The 16695-nt window shown below is 76.0% G+C and carries 18 protein-coding genes and 1 riboswitch; of the genes, 8 read left to right on the forward strand and 10 right to left on the reverse strand.

What is annotated here, in order from left to right; all coding sequences use genetic code 11:
• Window positions 1-2 precede the first annotated feature (2 nt).
• Window positions 3-1169 carry an acyl-CoA dehydrogenase family protein gene (locus JUB12_RS09115; protein WP_205699305.1) on the reverse strand — a complete coding sequence of 389 codons (1167 nt, stop codon included), beginning with the start codon at window positions 1167-1169 and terminating at the stop codon, window positions 3-5.
• Between the two features lie 67 nt (window positions 1170-1236).
• On the opposite strand from JUB12_RS09115, the gene JUB12_RS09120 reads away from it, so the two are divergent.
• On the forward strand, window positions 1237-1461 hold the full coding sequence (locus JUB12_RS09120; RefSeq protein ID WP_205699306.1) for a DUF6458 family protein: 225 nt from the start codon (window positions 1237-1239) through the stop codon (window positions 1459-1461).
• A gap of 36 nt (window positions 1462-1497) precedes the next feature.
• Complete coding sequence (locus tag JUB12_RS09125) at window positions 1498-2343, forward strand: GNAT family N-acetyltransferase (protein WP_205699307.1); 846 nt, start codon at window positions 1498-1500, stop codon at window positions 2341-2343.
• Here JUB12_RS09125 and JUB12_RS09130 read toward each other — a convergent pair.
• Entirely contained in the window at window positions 2278-3693 is a 1416-nt protein-coding gene (locus tag JUB12_RS09130) for a flavin monoamine oxidase family protein (RefSeq protein WP_205699308.1), read from the reverse strand. The genes JUB12_RS09125 and JUB12_RS09130 overlap by 66 nt on opposite strands.
• A 39-nt stretch (window positions 3694-3732) precedes the next feature.
• On the opposite strand from JUB12_RS09130, the gene JUB12_RS09135 reads away from it, so the two are divergent.
• Window positions 3733-4962 (forward strand): amino acid deaminase/aldolase, encoded by a 1230-nt coding sequence (locus JUB12_RS09135; protein WP_205699309.1) that lies wholly within the window; start codon window positions 3733-3735, stop codon window positions 4960-4962.
• 68 nt (window positions 4963-5030) lie between these two features.
• Here JUB12_RS09135 and JUB12_RS09140 read toward each other — a convergent pair whose 3' ends face one another.
• Together JUB12_RS09140 and JUB12_RS09145 are read right to left on the reverse strand one after the other, a co-directional pair.
• The gene (locus tag JUB12_RS09140; protein ID WP_205699310.1) at window positions 5031-5897 is read right to left on the reverse strand and encodes a uroporphyrinogen decarboxylase family protein; all 867 of its coding nucleotides are present in this window, start codon (window positions 5895-5897) and stop codon (window positions 5031-5033) included.
• Between the two features lie 44 nt (window positions 5898-5941).
• Window positions 5942-7273 (reverse strand): D-arabinono-1,4-lactone oxidase, encoded by a 1332-nt coding sequence (locus tag JUB12_RS09145; protein WP_205699311.1) that lies wholly within the window; start codon window positions 7271-7273, stop codon window positions 5942-5944.
• Between the two features lie 69 nt (window positions 7274-7342).
• Between JUB12_RS09145 and JUB12_RS09150 the strand changes: the two genes are divergently transcribed.
• Window positions 7343-7684: a rhodanese-like domain-containing protein gene (locus JUB12_RS09150; RefSeq protein ID WP_205699312.1), complete on the forward strand. Its 342-nt coding sequence runs from the start codon at window positions 7343-7345 to the stop codon at window positions 7682-7684.
• Between the two features lie 60 nt (window positions 7685-7744).
• Entirely contained in the window at window positions 7745-8743 is a 999-nt protein-coding gene (locus JUB12_RS09155; protein ID WP_205699313.1) for a hypothetical protein, read from the forward strand.
• Between the two features lie 81 nt (window positions 8744-8824).
• Here JUB12_RS09155 and JUB12_RS09160 read toward each other — a convergent pair whose 3' ends face one another.
• Window positions 8825-9028 (reverse strand): cold-shock protein, encoded by a 204-nt coding sequence (locus tag JUB12_RS09160; RefSeq protein ID WP_205699314.1) that lies wholly within the window; start codon window positions 9026-9028, stop codon window positions 8825-8827.
• Between the two features lie 267 nt (window positions 9029-9295).
• Here JUB12_RS09160 and JUB12_RS09165 point away from each other — a divergent pair, with 267 nt between their 5' ends.
• Window positions 9296-10855: an alkaline phosphatase gene (locus JUB12_RS09165; RefSeq protein WP_205699316.1), complete on the forward strand. Its 1560-nt coding sequence runs from the start codon at window positions 9296-9298 to the stop codon at window positions 10853-10855.
• Window positions 10855-11463, forward strand: a complete 609-nt coding sequence (locus tag JUB12_RS09170) for a TIGR04282 family arsenosugar biosynthesis glycosyltransferase (protein WP_205699317.1) — start codon at window positions 10855-10857, stop codon at window positions 11461-11463. The genes JUB12_RS09165 and JUB12_RS09170 overlap by 1 nt, the downstream gene beginning before the upstream one ends.
• Here the strand turns inward: JUB12_RS09170 and JUB12_RS09175 are convergent.
• Genes JUB12_RS09175 through arfB form a run of 3 tightly spaced genes read right to left on the reverse strand, consistent with a single transcriptional unit; the run spans window position 11460 to window position 13468 of the window.
• Window positions 11460-12272: a hypothetical protein gene (locus JUB12_RS09175; RefSeq protein WP_205699319.1), complete on the reverse strand. Its 813-nt coding sequence runs from the start codon at window positions 12270-12272 to the stop codon at window positions 11460-11462. The genes JUB12_RS09170 and JUB12_RS09175 overlap by 4 nt on opposite strands.
• A gap of 57 nt (window positions 12273-12329) precedes the next feature.
• Complete coding sequence (locus JUB12_RS09180; protein ID WP_205699320.1) at window positions 12330-13043, reverse strand: response regulator transcription factor; 714 nt, start codon at window positions 13041-13043, stop codon at window positions 12330-12332.
• 2 nt (window positions 13044-13045) lie between these two features.
• The gene (arfB, locus tag JUB12_RS09185; RefSeq protein ID WP_241004475.1) at window positions 13046-13468 is read right to left on the reverse strand and encodes an alternative ribosome rescue aminoacyl-tRNA hydrolase ArfB; all 423 of its coding nucleotides are present in this window, start codon (window positions 13466-13468) and stop codon (window positions 13046-13048) included.
• A 37-nt stretch (window positions 13469-13505) separates the two neighbouring features.
• On the opposite strand from arfB, the gene JUB12_RS09190 reads away from it, so the two are divergent.
• Window positions 13506-14228 carry a TIGR00730 family Rossman fold protein gene (locus JUB12_RS09190; protein ID WP_241004476.1) on the forward strand — a complete coding sequence of 241 codons (723 nt, stop codon included), beginning with the start codon at window positions 13506-13508 and terminating at the stop codon, window positions 14226-14228.
• Here the strand turns inward: JUB12_RS09190 and JUB12_RS09195 are convergent.
• On the reverse strand, window positions 14225-15325 hold the full coding sequence (locus JUB12_RS09195) for a peptidoglycan-binding protein (RefSeq protein ID WP_205699325.1): 1101 nt from the start codon (window positions 15323-15325) through the stop codon (window positions 14225-14227). The genes JUB12_RS09190 and JUB12_RS09195 overlap by 4 nt on opposite strands.
• A 5-nt stretch (window positions 15326-15330) precedes the next feature.
• Window positions 15331-15491, reverse strand: a riboswitch (cyclic di-AMP (ydaO/yuaA leader).
• A gap of 33 nt (window positions 15492-15524) precedes the next feature.
• Entirely contained in the window at window positions 15525-16676 is a 1152-nt protein-coding gene (locus JUB12_RS09200; protein ID WP_205699327.1) for a M20/M25/M40 family metallo-hydrolase, read from the reverse strand.
• Window positions 16677-16695: the final 19 nt, after the last annotated feature.

Here is a 16695-nt window from a genome sequence, read left to right on the forward strand (position 1 = left end):
GTCTAGCGGAGCATCTGGCGGGCGATGACGAGGCGCTGGATCTCGTTGGTGCCCTCGTAGATCTGGGTGATCTTGGCGTCGCGCATGTAGCGCTCGACGGGGTACTCCTTGACGTAGCCGTAGCCGCCGAGGACCTGGACCGCCTCGACCGTGACCTCCATGGCGCTGTCGCTGGCGAAGAGCTTGGCCATGGAGCTGTACTTGGGTGCCTGGGGGTCCTTGCGGTCGGCCAGGGCGCAGGCCTTGTAGAGCAGCTCGCGCGCGGCGGCGGTCTTGGTCTGCATGACCGCGAGCTTGTCCTGGATGGAGGGCAGCTGGGCGATCGGCTTGCCGAAGGCGATGCGCTCCTTGGCGTACGCGAGCGCGTAGTCGATGGCGCCCTGCGCGATGCCGACCGCCTGGGCGGCGGCACCCAGACGGGTGTGCTCGAGGGTGCCCAGCGCGACGCCCAGGCCGCGGCCGACCTCGCCGATGACGTTCTCCTGGGGGACGCGCACGTCGGTGAACGACGGCTGGCCCGTCGGCGAGCCCTTGATGCCCAGCTTGTGCTCGAGCTGGCCGGGGTCGAAGCCCTCGCGGTCCTTCTCGACCACGAACGCGGTGATCCGTCCCGCCTCGCGGTCGGTCTTGGCGAACACGACGTAGAAGTCCGCGATCCCGGCGTTGGTGATCCAGTTCTTCTGGCCGTTGATCACCCACTCGCCCGTCGCCTCGTCCAGCTCGGCGTGCGTGCGCATGGAGGCCGGGTCGCTGCCGGCCTCCGGCTCGCTCAGGGCGAACGCGGGCGACCACTCGCCCGTCGCGCACCGGGGCAGGAAGCGCTCCTTGAGCTCCTGGCTGCCGAAGAGCTGGATCGGCAGCGACCCCAGCTCCTGGACCATCAGGATCAACGCGCAGGAGGCGTCGACCTTCGCGATCTCCTCGACGGCCATCTGCAGCATGAGCGTCCCGGTGCCCATGCCGCCGAACTCCTCGGCGAAGGGCAGCGCCAGGACGTCGTTCTCGGCCAGGAGCTTGCGGACGTCCCACGGGTACTCGCCCGTGGCGTCGATCTCGGCCGCACGCGGGGCGATCTGCTCCTGGGCGAGCTGCCGGACCAGCGCCACGAAGTCGCGATGCTCCTGCGGGACGTCGTACAGGTCGAAGTACGCGGACTCGGTGGCGGCCATGCCCGCATGGTATTGCCGCCCCCGCCGACGCGGATGGTGTCGGGGCACGTCGGGTAGCCCTCGCGCCATGACCATGGGAACGTCGGTCTTCCTCATCGCCCTGGGCGCCATCCTCCGCTATGCGGTCGAGGATGCGATCTCGGGCGTCAACCTGGCCACGGTCGGCCTCATCCTCATGATCGCCGGCATCGTCGGCATCGTCCTGAGCTTCCTGATGATGGCCATGGCGCGTGACCGCAGGGCGGAGGTCGTGCACGAGCGGCGCACGGTCGACCCGTACGCGCGTCCGTAGCGTCCGCTGCGCGGCGCGGCCGATAGCGTGGGCGCCGTGCTTCGCGCGGCGCCGCGCATCCGTCCCGCCGAGGACACCGAGGTCCCGCTCGCCGTCGAGGCGCTGCGCCGCGCGGGCTTCTCGGGCGACGGCATCGTCCGGCTGCTCGAGTACCCCCGCCGGTCCGCGCACGGGATCGTCATGCTCGCCGACGGCCGGACGAGCCCCCAGGGCGTCGTCTGCTGCGCGGTCTTCGCGCGCACCGGCTGGATCGGCGCGCTCGGCGTCCTGCCGGGCGCGCGGCGCCGCGGCCTGGGCCAGGCGCTGACCGAGACGGCGACGGCGTGGCTGCGCGAGCACGGCGCCGAGACGGTGCTGCTCTACGCCACGGAGATGGGCCGGCCCGTCTACGAGCGCCTCGGCTTCGTCGCCGAGGGCAGCGCCACGGCCTGGCGCGGCGTCGCCGGCGACGGCCTCCCGTCCGGCGTGCCCGCCGCGCGCCCGCTGGTCGAGGGCGACCGCGCCGGCATCCGCGCGGTCGACGAGGCGGCGACCGGCGAGCGGCGCGACGTCATGCTCGACGCGGTCCGCCCGCTCTACGGGATGGGCGTCGACGCGGCCGACGGCTCGGGCCTCGCCGGCTGGGCGCTGCGCTCCCCGTGGGGCACCGGGGCCGCCATCGCCGCCCGCGACCCCGACGCCGGCCTGCACCTCCTGGCGGGCGCGACCGACGGCCCGCTGCCGGGGACGCTCGTCGTCCCGGACGCCAACGAGCCGGCGCGCAGGGCCCTGCGCTCCTGGGGCTTCGCCCGGCTCAACAGCGCCGAGCGCATGCGCCTAGGCCCGGCCGTCGCCTGGCGCCCCGAGCGGCAGTTCGGGCTCTTCAACCTCTTCTGGGGCTGAGAGGGCGGCGAGGACCTCGCGCGCCGCGCGCTCGCCCGAGCTCACCGCGCCGTCCATGTAGCCGTTCCACACCGTCGCCGTCTCGGCCCCGGCCCAGTGCAGCGGGCCGACCGGCGCGCGCAGCGCCTGGCCGAAGTCCGTCCAGCCGCCCGGCGGCAGGTAGCCGCCGTAGCAGCCGCGGCTGAACTCCTCGTCCATCCACGCCTTGTCGACGTAGCCCGTCGGGCGCAGCGCGCGGGCGCCGAAGAGCCCGGCGAGGCCGTCGAGCACGACCCGGCGGCGCTCGTCCTGGGATGCCATGGCCATGCGCCGCGCGACGCGCCCCTCGAGGAAGCCGAGCAGGACGCCGGGCGAGCCCGACGGCGGCGTGTTGTCGTAGACGACTTTGCAGGCCCCCTCCGGGTCCAGGGCCTGGCCCGAGAGGCCGTCGGCCCGCCAGAACGGCTCGTCGTAGACCGCCATGCACTTGATGACGCTGCCCTGGGCCATGCGCTGCGTGAGCCCGTCGCGCACCGCGGGCAGCGCCGGGCGGTAGACGAGGCGCCCGGCGAGGGCCGGCGGGACCGCGAGGACCGCACGGCGGGCACGCGCCTCGCCGCCGTCCCAGCGCACCGTGACGCCGCGGGCCTCGTCGTGGTCGACCTGGCGCACCGGCGTGCCGAGCAGGATCCGGTCGTGGCCGACGCGCTCGGCCAGGCGCAGGCTCAGCAGCTGCGAGCCGCCGTGGAAGCGCCACTGCTGCGCGCCGCCCTCGGTGTCGACGAGCGCGTCGAACCCGCCGGCGCTGTGGATGTAGAAGAGGACGTGCAGGAGCGAGACGTCGCGCGCGTCGGCCGCCCAGACCGCGTCGATGGCGGTGCGCAGCAGCGTGCGGCCGGCCGCCGTCGCGACGGTGCGCCGCACCCACGTCTCGAAGGTCAGCCCGTCGAGGCGCTCGGCGTCCGGCGCCGTCCAGGGCGCATCGAGCGGGACGGTGCGGGCGAGGCGGTCGAGGCGCAGCTGGGCCTGGCCGACGTCGGCCAGCGCCACGGGCGACAGCCACGGGATCGTCCCCCGGTAGCGGCGGGTGCGGCCCTTCCAGCGCACCGCGTTCCAGCCCTTGCCGTGCGTGGGGTAGGTCGCGACGCCGAGCTCGCGGGCGAGCTCGAGGAGCCGATGCTGGGTCGGGCCGACCCACTGGCCGCCGAGCTCGACGACCTGCCCGGCGTCGTCGATGGGCTCGTTGAGCGTGCGCCCGCCGACGCGGTCGCGCGCCTCGACCACCAGCACCTCGCGCCCGGCCTGCTGCAGCGCCCGGGCGGCGCTCAACCCCGCCAGCCCCGCCCCCACGACGACGACGTCGGCCTCCATGCGCAGACCCTATGCGCCGCCGTCTAGGCTCGCGAGCCGATGGACCACGCCGCACTGCGCCGCCGCCTCGACGCCGCGACCGCCGGGCTCGAGGCGCCCTTCGCGGTCGTCGACCTCGACGCGTTCGACGCCAACGCCGCGGACATGGTGCGCCGGGCCGGCGGCACGCCCATCCGCCTCGCCTCGAAGTCCGTGCGCTGCGTCGCCCTGCTGCGACGAGCGCTGGAGCGCCCGGGCTTCGCGGGCGTCCTGGCCTTCACCCTGCCCGAGGCGCTGTGGCTCGCTCGCCAGGGCTTCGAGGATGTCGTCGTCGCCTACCCGACCGCCGACCGCCACGCCGTCGGCGAGCTCGCCGCGGACGCGCGGCTGCGCGAGCGGGTCACGGTCATGGTCGACGACGTGGCACACCTCGACCTGCTCGCCGATGCGACGGGGTCTGACCCCGTCGCACTGCCGGATGCGACGGGGTCTGACCCCGTCGCATTGCGGGTGTGCCTCGACCTGGACACGTCGTGGCGGCCGCTCGGTGGGCGGGTGCGCATCGGCGCACGCCGCTCGCCGCTGCGCACGCCGGCGCAGGCGGCGGCCCTGGCGCGCGCGGCGCTCGACCGCGGCCTGGTCGTCGACGGCGTCATGGCCTACGAGGCGCAGGTGGCGGGCGTGGGCGACGCGCCGCCCGGCAAGCGGCTCTACGGCACCGCGCTGCGGGCGGTGCAGGCCGGGTCGATGCGCGAGCTGCGGGCCCGCCGTGCCGCGGTGGTGGCCGCCGTGCGCGGCGTCGTGCCCGACCTGCGGTTCGTCAACGGCGGCGGCACCGGCTCGCTCGAGCGCACCGCGGCGGAGCCCGCCGTGACGGAGCTCGGCGCGGGCAGCGGCCTCTTCGGCCCCACCCTCTTCGACGGCTACCGCGCCTTCCGCCCGCGCCCCGCCGCGCTCTTCGCGCTGCCGGTCGTCCGCCGCCCCGGCCCGGGCGTCGCGACGGTGCTCGGCGGCGGCTACCCCGCCTCCGGCGCCGCGGGCCGCGACCGGCTCGTGTCCCCGTTCCTGCCCGACGGCCTGCGCCTCGACGGGCAGGAGGGCGCCGGCGAGGTCCAGACCCCGGTCCTCGGCGCCGCCGCGGACGGCCTGCGCATCGGCGACCGCGTGTGGGCGCGCCACGCGAAGGCCGGCGAGCTCTGCGAGCGCTTCGCCGCCTTGCACCTCGTCGCCGGCGACGAGGTGGTCGAGACCGTCCCGACCTACCGCGGCGAGGGCCAGACCTTCCTCTGAGCGCACGAGCACGGTGACGCCGCCACGTCGGCGACTGCGACGCGCTCGGCGTCGGCGGGCGCCGCCGGTCAGGCCGCCGCCGCGACGCCCGCCGCCGCGCGGAGGTTCGCCGCCGGCGCGCCGCCGGGCACCGGCCCGTCGCTGAGCACGAGGTCCGCTCCGGCGCGCTCGGCCGCCGCGGCGATCGCCGGCCAGCGCGCGGCGAAGGCGCCGGGGTCCTGGTCCCACAGCGCCGGGTCCAGCCGGACGGCGCCGCCGGCCGGCGGCTCGCCCGTCCCCGCCCACGCCCGGGCCACGGCGGCGTACCCGCCGGCCACGGCGTCCGCCCCCACGCCGTCGGGCAGCCAGAGGACACCGTCGAGGCGGTGGTGGGCCAGCGCGCGCACGAGCGGCCGGTGCGCTCCCGCGCGGTCGACGTCGTCCAGCGCGCCGGCCCCCTCCTCCACCACCACGACCAGCGAGGCGCCCGCCTCGGCGTAGGCGCCGAGGAGCGCCGCGAGCGCGTCGGCCACCAGGTCGGCGAGCTCGGCCTGCGCGCCGGCGTCGTGCGCCGCGTCGCCCAGGACCTCCGGCGCCAGCCGCGCGGCGACCGTCCACGGACCGGTGAGCGTCGCGGCGACCGGCCGGCCCGCCCGCCCCACGCCGACGAGCGTCCGCACGAGCTCGGCCGCCTCCGCGGTGGGCGCCGTCCGGGCGAGCGGCGCCGCGTCGAGCAACCGGTCGCTCCAGTGCGCACCGCCGGCGAGCGCCGCGCGCAGCGCCGCCGCCTCGAGCTCGCCGTCGAGGTGCGAGACGACCACCGCCGGCTCGGCGACCGCGACGGCGTCGCGCAGCGCGTAGGCCCAGCCGACCGGGTCCCGGAGGCGGTCGGTCCGCGGCCGGCCGCTCAGCCGGGCGGCGACCTCGTCGAGGACCGGGGCGATGCGCAGGGCCATGGCGCGAGCGTCCCAGCGCCCGCCCGCCGCCGCCCCGCGCAACCTCACATCGTCGCGGCGCCCGCCTGTCGGGTCTCGACAACGCCGGGGGCGCCGAGGACCTGCGCCACGTGGGCGTTCGTGAAGACCCCCTCCGGGTCCAGCGCCGCCCGCTGGGCCTGGAAGGCGTCCCAGCGCGGGTACAGCGGCGCGAGCTCCCGGGCGGTGAGGGCATGGCGCTTGCCCCAGTGCGGCCGGCCGCCGTGGGCCAGCGCAATGGCCTGCACGGCGGCGAAGAGCTCCTCGAACGGCATCCCGCGGTACGCGTGCACGGCGACGTACGCCGACGCGCGGCCGTGGGCGGTCCCGAGATCGGCGTCGTCGGGCGCCACGAAGCGCACCTCGAAGGGGAAGTTCACCGGGTAGCGGCGCTCGTCGCACCACGCCCGCACCGCCCGCACGACGTCCGCCGCGGCCGCCCGCGGCAGCGACCACTCGGTCTCCGTGAAGCGCACGTGGCGTGGCGAGGCGAAGCAGCGGAAGCTGCGGTCGACCTTCGTCGAGGTCCCGGCGAGGCGGGTGACGAGCCGGTTGAGCAACGGGATGGACGAGGGGAAGCGCGCGCCCAGGCGCACCAGCAGCTCGAGGCCGGTGTTCGTCGTCCACGTCTCGCGCCGCTGGCCCCACGGCCCCGGCGGCCGTGGCGGGCCGTCGACGACGTCGCTCGTGCGCGTGAGCGCGTCGCGCGCGTACGGGAAGCAGAACAGCTCGAAGTGCGGGTGGGCGGCGATCCGCTCGTCGAGGCTGTCGAGCACGTCCTCGAGCGGCTCGGGCCGGTCGACGCGCCGCAGCGTGAACGCGGGCACGACGCGCAGCTCGACCGCCGTCACGACGCCCAGCGCCCCCACCGCGACGCACGCCGCCCGGAAGAGCCCGTCGTCGGCGTCGTCGCGCGCCGCCCGGACCACCGAGCCGTCCGCCGTCACGAGCTCGACCGCCTCGACCTGCTGGGGCAGCGACGGCTTGGCGCCGCCCGTGCCGTGCGTCGAGGTCGCGAGCGCGCCCGCGATGGCCTGCACGTCGATGTCGCCGAGGTTCTCCAGCGCGAGTCCGTGGCGGTCCAGCTCCCGCGACAGCGCGTTGATCGTCGTGCCGCCCGCGACGCGCACGCGGCCGCCGGCCCGGTCGACGTCCAGGACCCCCGCGAGCCGGTCGAGGGACAGGAGCGTCCCGTCGGTCAGGACGACCGGCGTGAAGGAGTGCCCGGCGCCCGCGACGCGCACGACCTGCCCGGCCTCGCGGGCCTCGACGACGGCCCGGGCCACCTCACCCGCCGTCGACGGCCGCAGCGTGCGCGCCGGTGCGCAGCGCAGCTCGCCGGACCAGTTCTCCCACACGGGGGCGACTGTACGCTGCCGCACTACCCTGCGAGGACGACCCCGTCCCCGACCGCGATGGCCCACCCCTTGAGCGACCCCGAGATCGAGAAGACCCCCCAGGAGGTGGCGCAGGCCCTCGAGCAGGGCAGCGTCCAGCTCATCGACGTCCGCGAGCCCTACGAGTGGGAGGCCGGCCGCATCGACGGCGCGCGCCACATCGAGCTCGAACGGCTCTCCTCGCAGGCCGCGTCGATCGACAAGGACACGCCCGTGGTCTTCCAGTGCCGCGCGGGCGTGCGGTCGATGATGGCCGCCCAGGCGTTCAAGCGCGCGGGCTTCGACGCGTGGTCGATGGCCGGCGGCATCGAGGCGTGGGACCAGGCCGGCCTGCCGCTCGTGCCCGAGGGCGGGCACGTCGCCGACCACTAGCCCCTGCGCCGCCCTCGCCCCCGCGCGCGGCGCCTGGCGCCGCTGGTCCTCGCCGCGCTCGTGACCGGGTGCGGTGCGGCGACCGAGCCCGAGCGCGAGCCGCCCGGTCCGCCGCTGCCCGCCCGTTGGGAGCACGGCCTCGACGTCACGGCCTACGAGCGCGACGCGTTCAGCTGGCCCCGGGCGGCGCGCGCGATCGCCGACGCCCGGACCCGCGCGGGCGCGACCGTCGTCGCGATCGCCCCGGTGCTCTACGTCGACGACGCGCGCGACAGCACCGTCGCGCCCGACCCGCGCAAGACCGTCACGCCGGCCGGCGTGCAGCGCGCCGTGCGCGCCGCGCGCGACGCGGGCGTCCAGGTCGCGGTCAAGCCCCACGTCGACGCGCTCGACGGCACCTTCCGCGGGGCCCTGCAGCCGGTCGACCGGGTCGCGTGGTTCGCCTCCTACAGCCGCGAGCTGCTGGCCTACGCCCGCGCGGCGCAGGCCGCCGGGGCCACGACGTTCGTCGTCGGCACCGAGCTCACCTCGCTGGCCCTGCGCGAGGCGGAGTGGCGCTCGCTCATCGCCGCGGTCCGCCGCGTCTTCCGAGGGCGGCTGACCTACGCCGCCAACTGGGTCCAGGGGGCCGAGCGCGTGCGCTTCTGGGACGCGCTGGACGTGGTCGGCGTCGACGCCTACATGCCGCTGGACGTCCGCGGCCGCCCGACGCCCGAGGCCGTCCGCGACGCCTGGGCGCCGTGGAAGGCCCGGCTTGCGGCGCTGCACCGGCGCACCGGCCGCGACGTCCTGCTCACCGAGCTGGGCTACGCGAGCCGGACCGGCGCGCTCGCCGAGCCCTCACGCGAGGAGGGCGGCGCTCCCGACGGCGGGGCGCTGCAGGCGGTCGCCTACGAGGGCGCGCTGCGGGCCTGGGAGGACGTGCCGTGGCTGCGCGGGATCTGGTGGTGGGACTGGCCCGCAGACCAGCGCGTGGCGACCGCGCCGCCGGCGATCGCCTACACCCCGCGCGACCGTCCCGCCGAGCGGGTGCTGCGCACCTGGGCGCCGCGGCCCTGACGGCGCAACGCCAGCGGCCCGCCTCAGGAGCGGGCCGCGGTGGTGGGACTTGCGGGTGGCGCCGGGTCGGCGCCGCCGCCGTCAGACCTTCGTGACGTTGACGGCCTTCGGCCCCTTGTCGCCGGCCTCCTCCTCGTAGAGGACGCGCGTGCCCTCGGCGAGCGTGCGGTAGCCGTCGGCGACGATGTTCGAGTGGTGGACGAAGAGGTCACGGCTGCCCTCATCCGGGGTGATGAAGCCGAAGCCCTTGTCGTCGCTGAACCACTTGACGGTGCCCGTGGGCATTGGTGTGGGACTCCTCCCGTTGGAGCGTGCTGCGAAGACGGCGAGGAACCCCTCGTTGCAACGCCTGCACTGCGTGGCCGAGCCCCTCGCTCGGCCGCTTTCGGCGCCACCGTACCAGAGGCCGCCTACCCCTCCGGGTGGCTTTGCCGTGAACGCGGATCAGGTGTGCTACGCGCGCGTGCGCGCGATGCGGACCTCGCCGCGCGCCTCGGATGACCGGCAGGTGACACGGCGGCGTCGCGCCTCGGGGATGATGGCGGCGTGTGGGTGCCCGATGCCGCCGTCTCGCGGCGCACGTTCGTCGCGGGGGCGACGGCGTCGCTGTTCCCGCTCACCTCGGCTGCCGCGCGCCAGCGCCGCAACCCGGTCGCGCGTGGCGGGACGTTCCCGTCCGCGGTCGCGGCCGGCGCGCCGCGCACCGACGGCGCGCTGCTGTGGACGCGCTGCGACGGCGTCGGGAAGGCGAAGCTGCGCTTCGAGGTCGCCGAGGACCCGGAGTTCCGCCGCGTGGTGCGCCACGGGCTGGCCCAGGCCACGCCGCTGCGCGACCAGACCGCGCGCCTGGCGGTCAAGGGGCTCGAGCCGGGCCGGCCCTACTGGTACCGCTTCGCCACCCGCGGCGCCTCATCGCCGGTCGGGCGCTTCCGGACGCTGCGCCCCGCCGACAGCCACGAGCCCGTGCGCATCGGCTGGTTCTCCTGCCAGCGCTACGAGCACGGCTGGTTCACGCCGCACGCCGGCCTCGCCGCGGAGGAGGACCTCGACCTCGTCCTCTCGCTCGGCGACTACATCTACGAGGAGGACAGCACCCCGAAGGTCCCCGAGCGCCGCGACCCGTCCGGGAGGCCCAACGGCCACGTCGAGACGCTCGAGCAGTTCCGCCAGCGCCACCGCACCTACCGCGGCGACCCCAACCTCCAGGCCATGCACGCCGCCCACGCGGTCGTGCCGATCTGGGACGACTGCGAGGTCGAGGGCGACTGGGCCGGCGAGCAGGAGTCGGCCGCCGGGAACCCGAGCGGTCCGCGCTCCATCCCCTTCGCCGACAAGCGCCGCAACGCCTTCCTGGCCTACTTCGAGAGCATGCCCGTCGAGCGCTCCAGAGGCCCTGAGCAGTTCAAGGTCTTCCGGTCGCTGCGCCTGGGGCGCACGGCGGAGCTCCTGCTGCTCGACACGCGCCAGTACCGCGACCCGCAGCCCTGCCGCGACGGCTCGCTGGACAGCGGCACCCTCTACTGCCCGGACACGGAGAAGCCGCGCAAGCGCCTCGGGGCCGAGCAGCAGGCGTGGCTGCGGCGCAGCCTGAGGGAGTCGCCCGCGACGTGGAAGGTCCTGGGCAACGCGCAGATGATGATGGCGCTGGAGTTCCCGCCCGGCTCGCCCGTGGCGGTGGACTCGTGGGACGGCTACGCCGCCGAGCGCCGCCAGGTCCTCGAGGCGGCGAAGGCCGACGGCGTCAGGAACCTCGTCTCGATCGTCGGCGACGTCCACGTCTTCTTCGCCGGCCAGCTCACCACGACCGGCCGCGTCGGCGGGACCCCGGTCGGCACGGAGTTCGTCGGCGCGTCGATCTCGCACGACGCGCTGAGCCTCCCCGGCCTGCCGCGCGACCTGAGCGACCCGGTCCTCGAGCAGCTCCCACTCGTCAACCCACACCTGCGCTACGCGCGCTTCCGCAACCGCGGCTACGCGACGCTCGAGGCCCGCCCGGACGAGCTCCGCGTCGTCTTCAAGGGCGTGCGGACGACGCTCACCCCGACGTCCCCGAGCTTCGAGCTCGCGCGCTTCCGGGTGCCCGAGGGCGCGACGGACCTCGAGCGCGGCTGATGCGGGTCGTCGTCATGGCCCGCCAGCCGGTGCCCGGCGCGTGCAAGACGCGGCTGGAGCCGCTGCTGGGCCCCGACGGCTGCGCAGCGCTCCAGGCCGAGCTGGTCCGCCACACCGTCGCCTGCTGCCCGCGCGGGCGCACGCTCGTGGCGACCAGCGGCGGGGACCTCGCCGGGCTCCTGCCGCCCGGGACGCCGACGGTCGCCCAGGAGGGGGCGCACCTCGGCGAGCGCATCGCCCACGCGGTGGGCGTGGCGGGGACCCCGGCGACCGTCATCGGGACCGACCTGCCGTCGCTGCGGCCCGCGGACCTCGCGGCCGCCGAGGCGGCGCTCGAGGGCCACGACGTGGTGTTCGGGCCGGCCGACGACGGGGGCTGGTGGGTCTGCGCGCTGCGCGCCCCCGCGCCCGAGGTCTTCGCGATCGCGCCGGCCCTGTGGGGCGGCGAGGAGGTCCTCGACGCCTGCGTCGCCGCGGCGCGGGCGGCCGGGCGGCGCGTGGCGTTCATCGACGAGCGCACCGACCTGGACACGCCGGCCGACGCCGCGCGGGTCCTGGAGGACCCGGCGACGCCGGCCGCGGTCGCGGCGGTGCTGCGCGGCGCCTAGCGGCGGGCGGCGCCGCGCTTCCTGGCCTTGGCCTTCTTCGCGCGGGCCTTCTTGGCCTTGGAGGCCTTCACCAGCGCGTTCCAGCTGCGCACCGTCCTGCGGAAGGTCGCCGCGCTCAGCGGGGCGATCGTCTCCGCGGTGCGCAGCTCGACCTCGCGCGACACGAGCTCCTCGGCCTGGCGGAACTGGCCGAAGCGGCCGTTGTCGGCGGTCGAGATGCGCGCGAGCGGCTTGTGGGTCTCCGGCTCGAGGACGATCTCCGTCCCGGCCTGCGTGTTGTCGGTGACCCACTTGTCGTCGCCGGCCTTGGGGTCGCTGGTCTTGCGGTCGCCCGGGACGGTGTAGACGATGCCGGCGATCCCCGCGACGGTGCGCTGGCCGATCGGCTGCAGGACGCCGCGCCCGACGAGCTTGGCGTTGTAGGCCGCGGTCCAGCCGGCGAACGGCGGGACGTCGGGGCCCTTGCCGCGCAGGACGCGCGGCTCGTTGCCGGCGTGGTTGACGTAGACGAACTCGGTCTTCGTCGAGAACGCCTCGCGCAGGACCTTGCCCGAGTCGGGATCGAGGGTGCGAGAGCGCCACCGATCAGCGGTCGCCCAGTACTCGGTGCGCGTGTGCTGGTTGGACGACGTGCCGGTGATCGAGAGGTCGATGACGCCGTGCTCGACCTGGCCGGCCGGGATCCCGGTGTCGTAGACGGCCGGGTCGATGCCGCGGGCGTCGGCGGCCGGCGCGGCGGCGAGGCCGAGGCCGGCGAGGGCCGCGACGGTGGCGGCGGCCCGGCGAGGGGTGAGGGACAGGGTGGGCATGCCCGCACAACGACCGCCGCGGCGGGAGGTCCCGCCGCAGGTGGGCCGGGGATCCCCCTAGTCCCGGGCCGCGACGGCCTCGCCGCGCCAGCGGTAGCCGAAGCCGCGAACCGTCTCGATCGGGTCGGCGTCCCCCGCCGTGGCCTGCGTGATCTTGCGCCGCAGGTAGCCCACGTAGAGCTTGACCTGGTCGGCGCCGACGCCCTTGCCCTCGCCCCACACGAGGTCGAGCAGGCGCTCGCGCGTCAGGACCTCTCCGGGGTGGCGCACGAAGGTCAGCAGCAGCCGGAACTCGAGCGGCGTGAGGCCCACCTCGTGGCCGAGGACCTCCACCCGCGCCCCGGGCACGTCGATGCGCACGACGCCGTCCTCGTAGGTCTCCGGCGCCTCCTCGCGCTGCGCGCGGCGGGCGCGGCGCAGCAGCGCGCCGACGCGCGCGAGCAGCTCCTGGCGGCCGAAGGGCTTGACGACGTAGTCGTCGGCGCCCGCCTGCAGGGCCCGGACCTTCTCGAGCTCGGCGGCGTGTGACGTGAGCATCAGGACCGGCACCTCGGTGACGTCACGCAGGCGCTCGAGCGCCTGCCAGCCGTCCATCCCCGGCATCGACACGTCGAGGACGACGAGGTCGGGACGCAGCTCGAAGACCGCCCGCAGCGCCGCCTGCCCGTCGCCGGCCTCCTCGACCGTCGCCCCGGCGCGCTCGAGCAGCTCGCGCAGCAGCAGCCGCGTGCTCGGGTCGTCGTCGACCACGAGGATGCGCGTGCCCTCCACGGCTAGTCCTCCTGCCCTGGCCGGCGGCGGTCGGCCTTGCGCGCACCCTGCCGGCGCTTGGCCTCGAGCCGCCGGCGGCGTGACGCGGCCGTGGGCTTCGTGGCGGTGCGCGGGCGCGGGACGTGCAGCGCGCGGGCCAGGCGGTCCTCGAGGCGCTCGAGCGCGAGCTGGCGGTTGCGCTGCTGCGAGCGGGCGTCCTGCGCGACGGCGCGCACGACGGGTCCGCAGCGCCCGAGGACGCGACGGCGCTGCTCCTCGCTGAGCGCCGTGCTGGCCGCCACGTCGAACGACGCCTCGATGCGCGAGGACGTGACGTTGGCGTGCTGGCCGCCCGGCCCCGAGGAGCGGCTGGCCCGCACGACGACCTCGTGCGGCGGGATGCGCACGCCCCGGGCGGGTCGCAGGTGTCCGTCGGCGTCGGGCACGACGACGTCGGACAGTAGCCACCCGTACGCTGCGGCGGTGAGCGACGAGAGGCTGCGCCCGCGCGATCCGCACAGCGCCGACGAGGAGCTCCTCGAGGCCGACACGCTGGCGATCGTCTCCCAGCTCGACGACGCCGCGCGGGTCCGGCGCATGGCCGCCGAGATCGAGATGGGCTTCGACCGCCTGCGGCCGCTGCGCGGCCACGCCGTCTCGATCTTCGGCTCGGCGCGCACGCCGGCCGACAGCCCGGAGTACGCGGCGGGTCGCACCGTGGCGCGCCGGCTGGGCGAGGAGGGCTTCGCGATCATCACCGGCGGCGGTCCCGGCCTGATGGAGGCCGCCAACCGCGGGGCGCTCGACGCCGGCGCGCTGTCCGTCGGCCTCGGGATCGACCTGCCGGGGGAGCCCGGCCTGAACCCGTACGTCGGGATCCCGCTCGAGTTCCACTACTTCTTCGCGCGCAAGATCATGTTCGTGCGCTACGCCCGGGCGTTCGTCGTCCTGCCGGGCGGCATCGGCACCGGCGACGAGCTCTTCGAGGCGTGGACGCTCGTGCAGACCGAGAAGATCCGCCACTTCCCGATCGTCCTCTTCGGCAGCGACTACTGGGGTGGCCTGCTGGACTGGATGCGCGAGGCGATGCTCGCCGGTGGCAAGGTCTCCCCCGGCGACCTCGACATCGTGCACCTCACCGACGACCCCGAGGAGGTCTGCCGGATCGTGTGCGCCGCCGAGGAGCTGCGGCCGCCGGCGCCCTAGAGGCCCGGCGGGTGGCGCACGGTGAAGCCCGCGCTCGAGCGGCTCGCCGTCTGCCAGCGCGAGCCGGTCTTCTGGCGGCCCGAGGTGTCGAAGCGCAGGCCGGCCACGACCATGTACATGTGGCCGCCGTTGGCGTAGATCGTCACCCACTGGCCGGGGCCGGCGTCGCCCCAGCTCTCGAAGGAGCCGGAGGGCATCGGGGCCTTGAGCAGGTCGGCGCCGTGCAGGGCGTAGGAGACCGAGCCCGAGCAGTCGTAGCCGGTGTCCTGCCACTTGCCGTGGCCGCCGCCGTAGCGGTAGGGCTTCGTGGCGATCGCGTTGCCCGCGGCGATGATCTGCTTGACCGCCTCGGGCGCGTTGGCCGGGGCGATGGCCAGGCCGTCGGGGCCGACCGTCGCGCGGTCGCCGGGGGCGAGCTTGGCGGGGGCGACGGGCTCGGCCGGGGCCAGGCCGCGGTCGCCGTCGACGGCGCCGCGCAGGGCGTCGATGTCGCCGGCGTCCATGACGCCGTCGTCCTCGCGCTCCTGGAGCTGCTCGAACTTCTTGACGTTCTTGACGGTGCCGGCGCCGAACTCGCCGTCGACCTTCGTGCGGATGCCGGCGCGACGCAGGTAGTCCTGGAGGACCTTCACGTCGTGGCCGTGCATGCCCTTGCGCAGCGGGATGCGGTCGCCGAGCGAGCGCTGCCTGCCGGCGCCGTCCTCGGAGTCGAAGCCCCCGAGGCTCTGGAACGCCGTGCCGCTGGTGGCCTTGCGCAGCGCCTGGACGGTCTTGCGACCGACGACGCCGGAGGTCTCGAGGCGCGCGGCGCGCTGGAAGCGCTGCACCGCGCGGACGGTGCCGGGGCCGAACACGCCGTCGACCGCGGTCTTGAAGCCCGCCTTGCGCAGGAGCTGCTGGAGCTCCTTGACGTCCGCGCCCTTGGACCCGGAGCGCAGGGCGCGCTTGCCGAGCTGCTGGGAGGCCGACGAGGCCGACGGCGACGCGGCGCTGCTCTGCGCGTCCGCGGAGGACGGCAGGAGGAGCAGGGTCGCGGCACCCAGCGCGCAGAGCGCACCGAGGACGGCCAGGCGGAACGACGAGACGTATGCGGACAAGCGTGAACCCCTCTCTTCGGTGCCTGCGGGGTTAGCTGTCGGGCTCGCGCCAAGAGAGCGGCGCTACACGGCTTCTGCGTGATTCGCCCCGGACCGGGTACGTCCCGGTCAGTGGGTCCCCCGCCCGCCGCCCTGAGGACGGGTGGCGGTTCGGCTGGTCTTCAAGACTGCGCGCGGCAGCGTAGCAACCGCGACGGTCTTATGAGTCGGCGTCGGCGCCCCGCCGCTTGAGGACGGCGTTCGCGACGGACAACGCGACCTCGGCCCGTGTCCGCAGGGAGCCCTCCAGGACGTGCTCGTACGGGGCGTGGGCCCCGCCGCCCCGCGGGCCGAGGCCGTCGATGGTCACGGCGATGGCCGAGGCGAAGTGGCTCGCGTCGCTCGCCCCGCCGCGGCGGGCGCCCACGACGGGCCGCCCGAGGTCCGTGGCCGCGTCCGCGAGCACCGGCGCGGTGGCCTCCCACGCGTGCATGCCCGGCCAGACGCGCAGGAGGTCGGCCTCCAGCGTCGCGCCGTCGACCTCGGCGGGCAGCGCGGCGATGACGCCGTCGAAGGCCTCCGCGCGCTCGGCGCGCAGGTCGCAGACGAGCTCGCCGGCGGCGGGGACGACGTTGAACGCGTCGCCGCTGCGCATGACGGTCGGCACGGCGGTCAGGCGGTCGGGGCCCTGGGGGTCGTGGCAGCCGGCCACGGCCTGCGCCGCGCGCGCCAGGGCCAGCAGCGCGTTGACGCCCTTGTGCGGCGCCGACCCCGAGTGCGCGGAGCGCCCGTGGCCGCGGACGCGCAGGGTCCCGGCGGCCTTGCGCTCGACGACGACGGCGTCGCGGCCCTCGCCGTCGACCTCCCCCGCCTCGAAGCACAGGCACGCGTCGAATCCGGCGAAGCGCTCGACGTGGCCGAAGGGGGCCGTGCGCCACTCCTCGTCGACCACGAGCAGCAGCGCCGCCTCGGCGAAGCGCGACGGGTCCTCGGCCAGGGCGCGCAGGACGCCCAGTGCCAGCACGTCTCCGCCCTTCATGTCCACCGAGCCCGAGCCGACCAGCCGCTCGCCGTCGCGCGCCAGCGGCCGGTGGGCGTCGTGGGCGACGACGGTGTCGAGGTGGCCGAGGAGCACGATGCGGCCGGCGCCCGTCCCGCGCACGCGCGCGACGAGGTCGTCGGCGTGGCCGGGCGAGGAGCACGGCACGCGCTCGACCTCGGCGGCCTCCGGCAGGAGCGCCGTGGCCACGGCGACGGCCTCGTCGGCGCCGCGGACGTCGCCCGAGGGCGACGAGACCGCCACCAGCGCCTCGAGCTCACGCGGCGCGCGCGTGGCGATCCGCTCGGCGTGCTGGGCGATCCAGGCGTCCACGAGCCCCGTAGGGTGCCAT

The sequence above is a fragment of the Conexibacter sp. SYSU D00693 genome (genome assembly GCF_017084525.1).
In the GTDB taxonomy this organism is placed as follows: Bacteria; Actinomycetota; Thermoleophilia; order Solirubrobacterales; family Solirubrobacteraceae; genus Baekduia.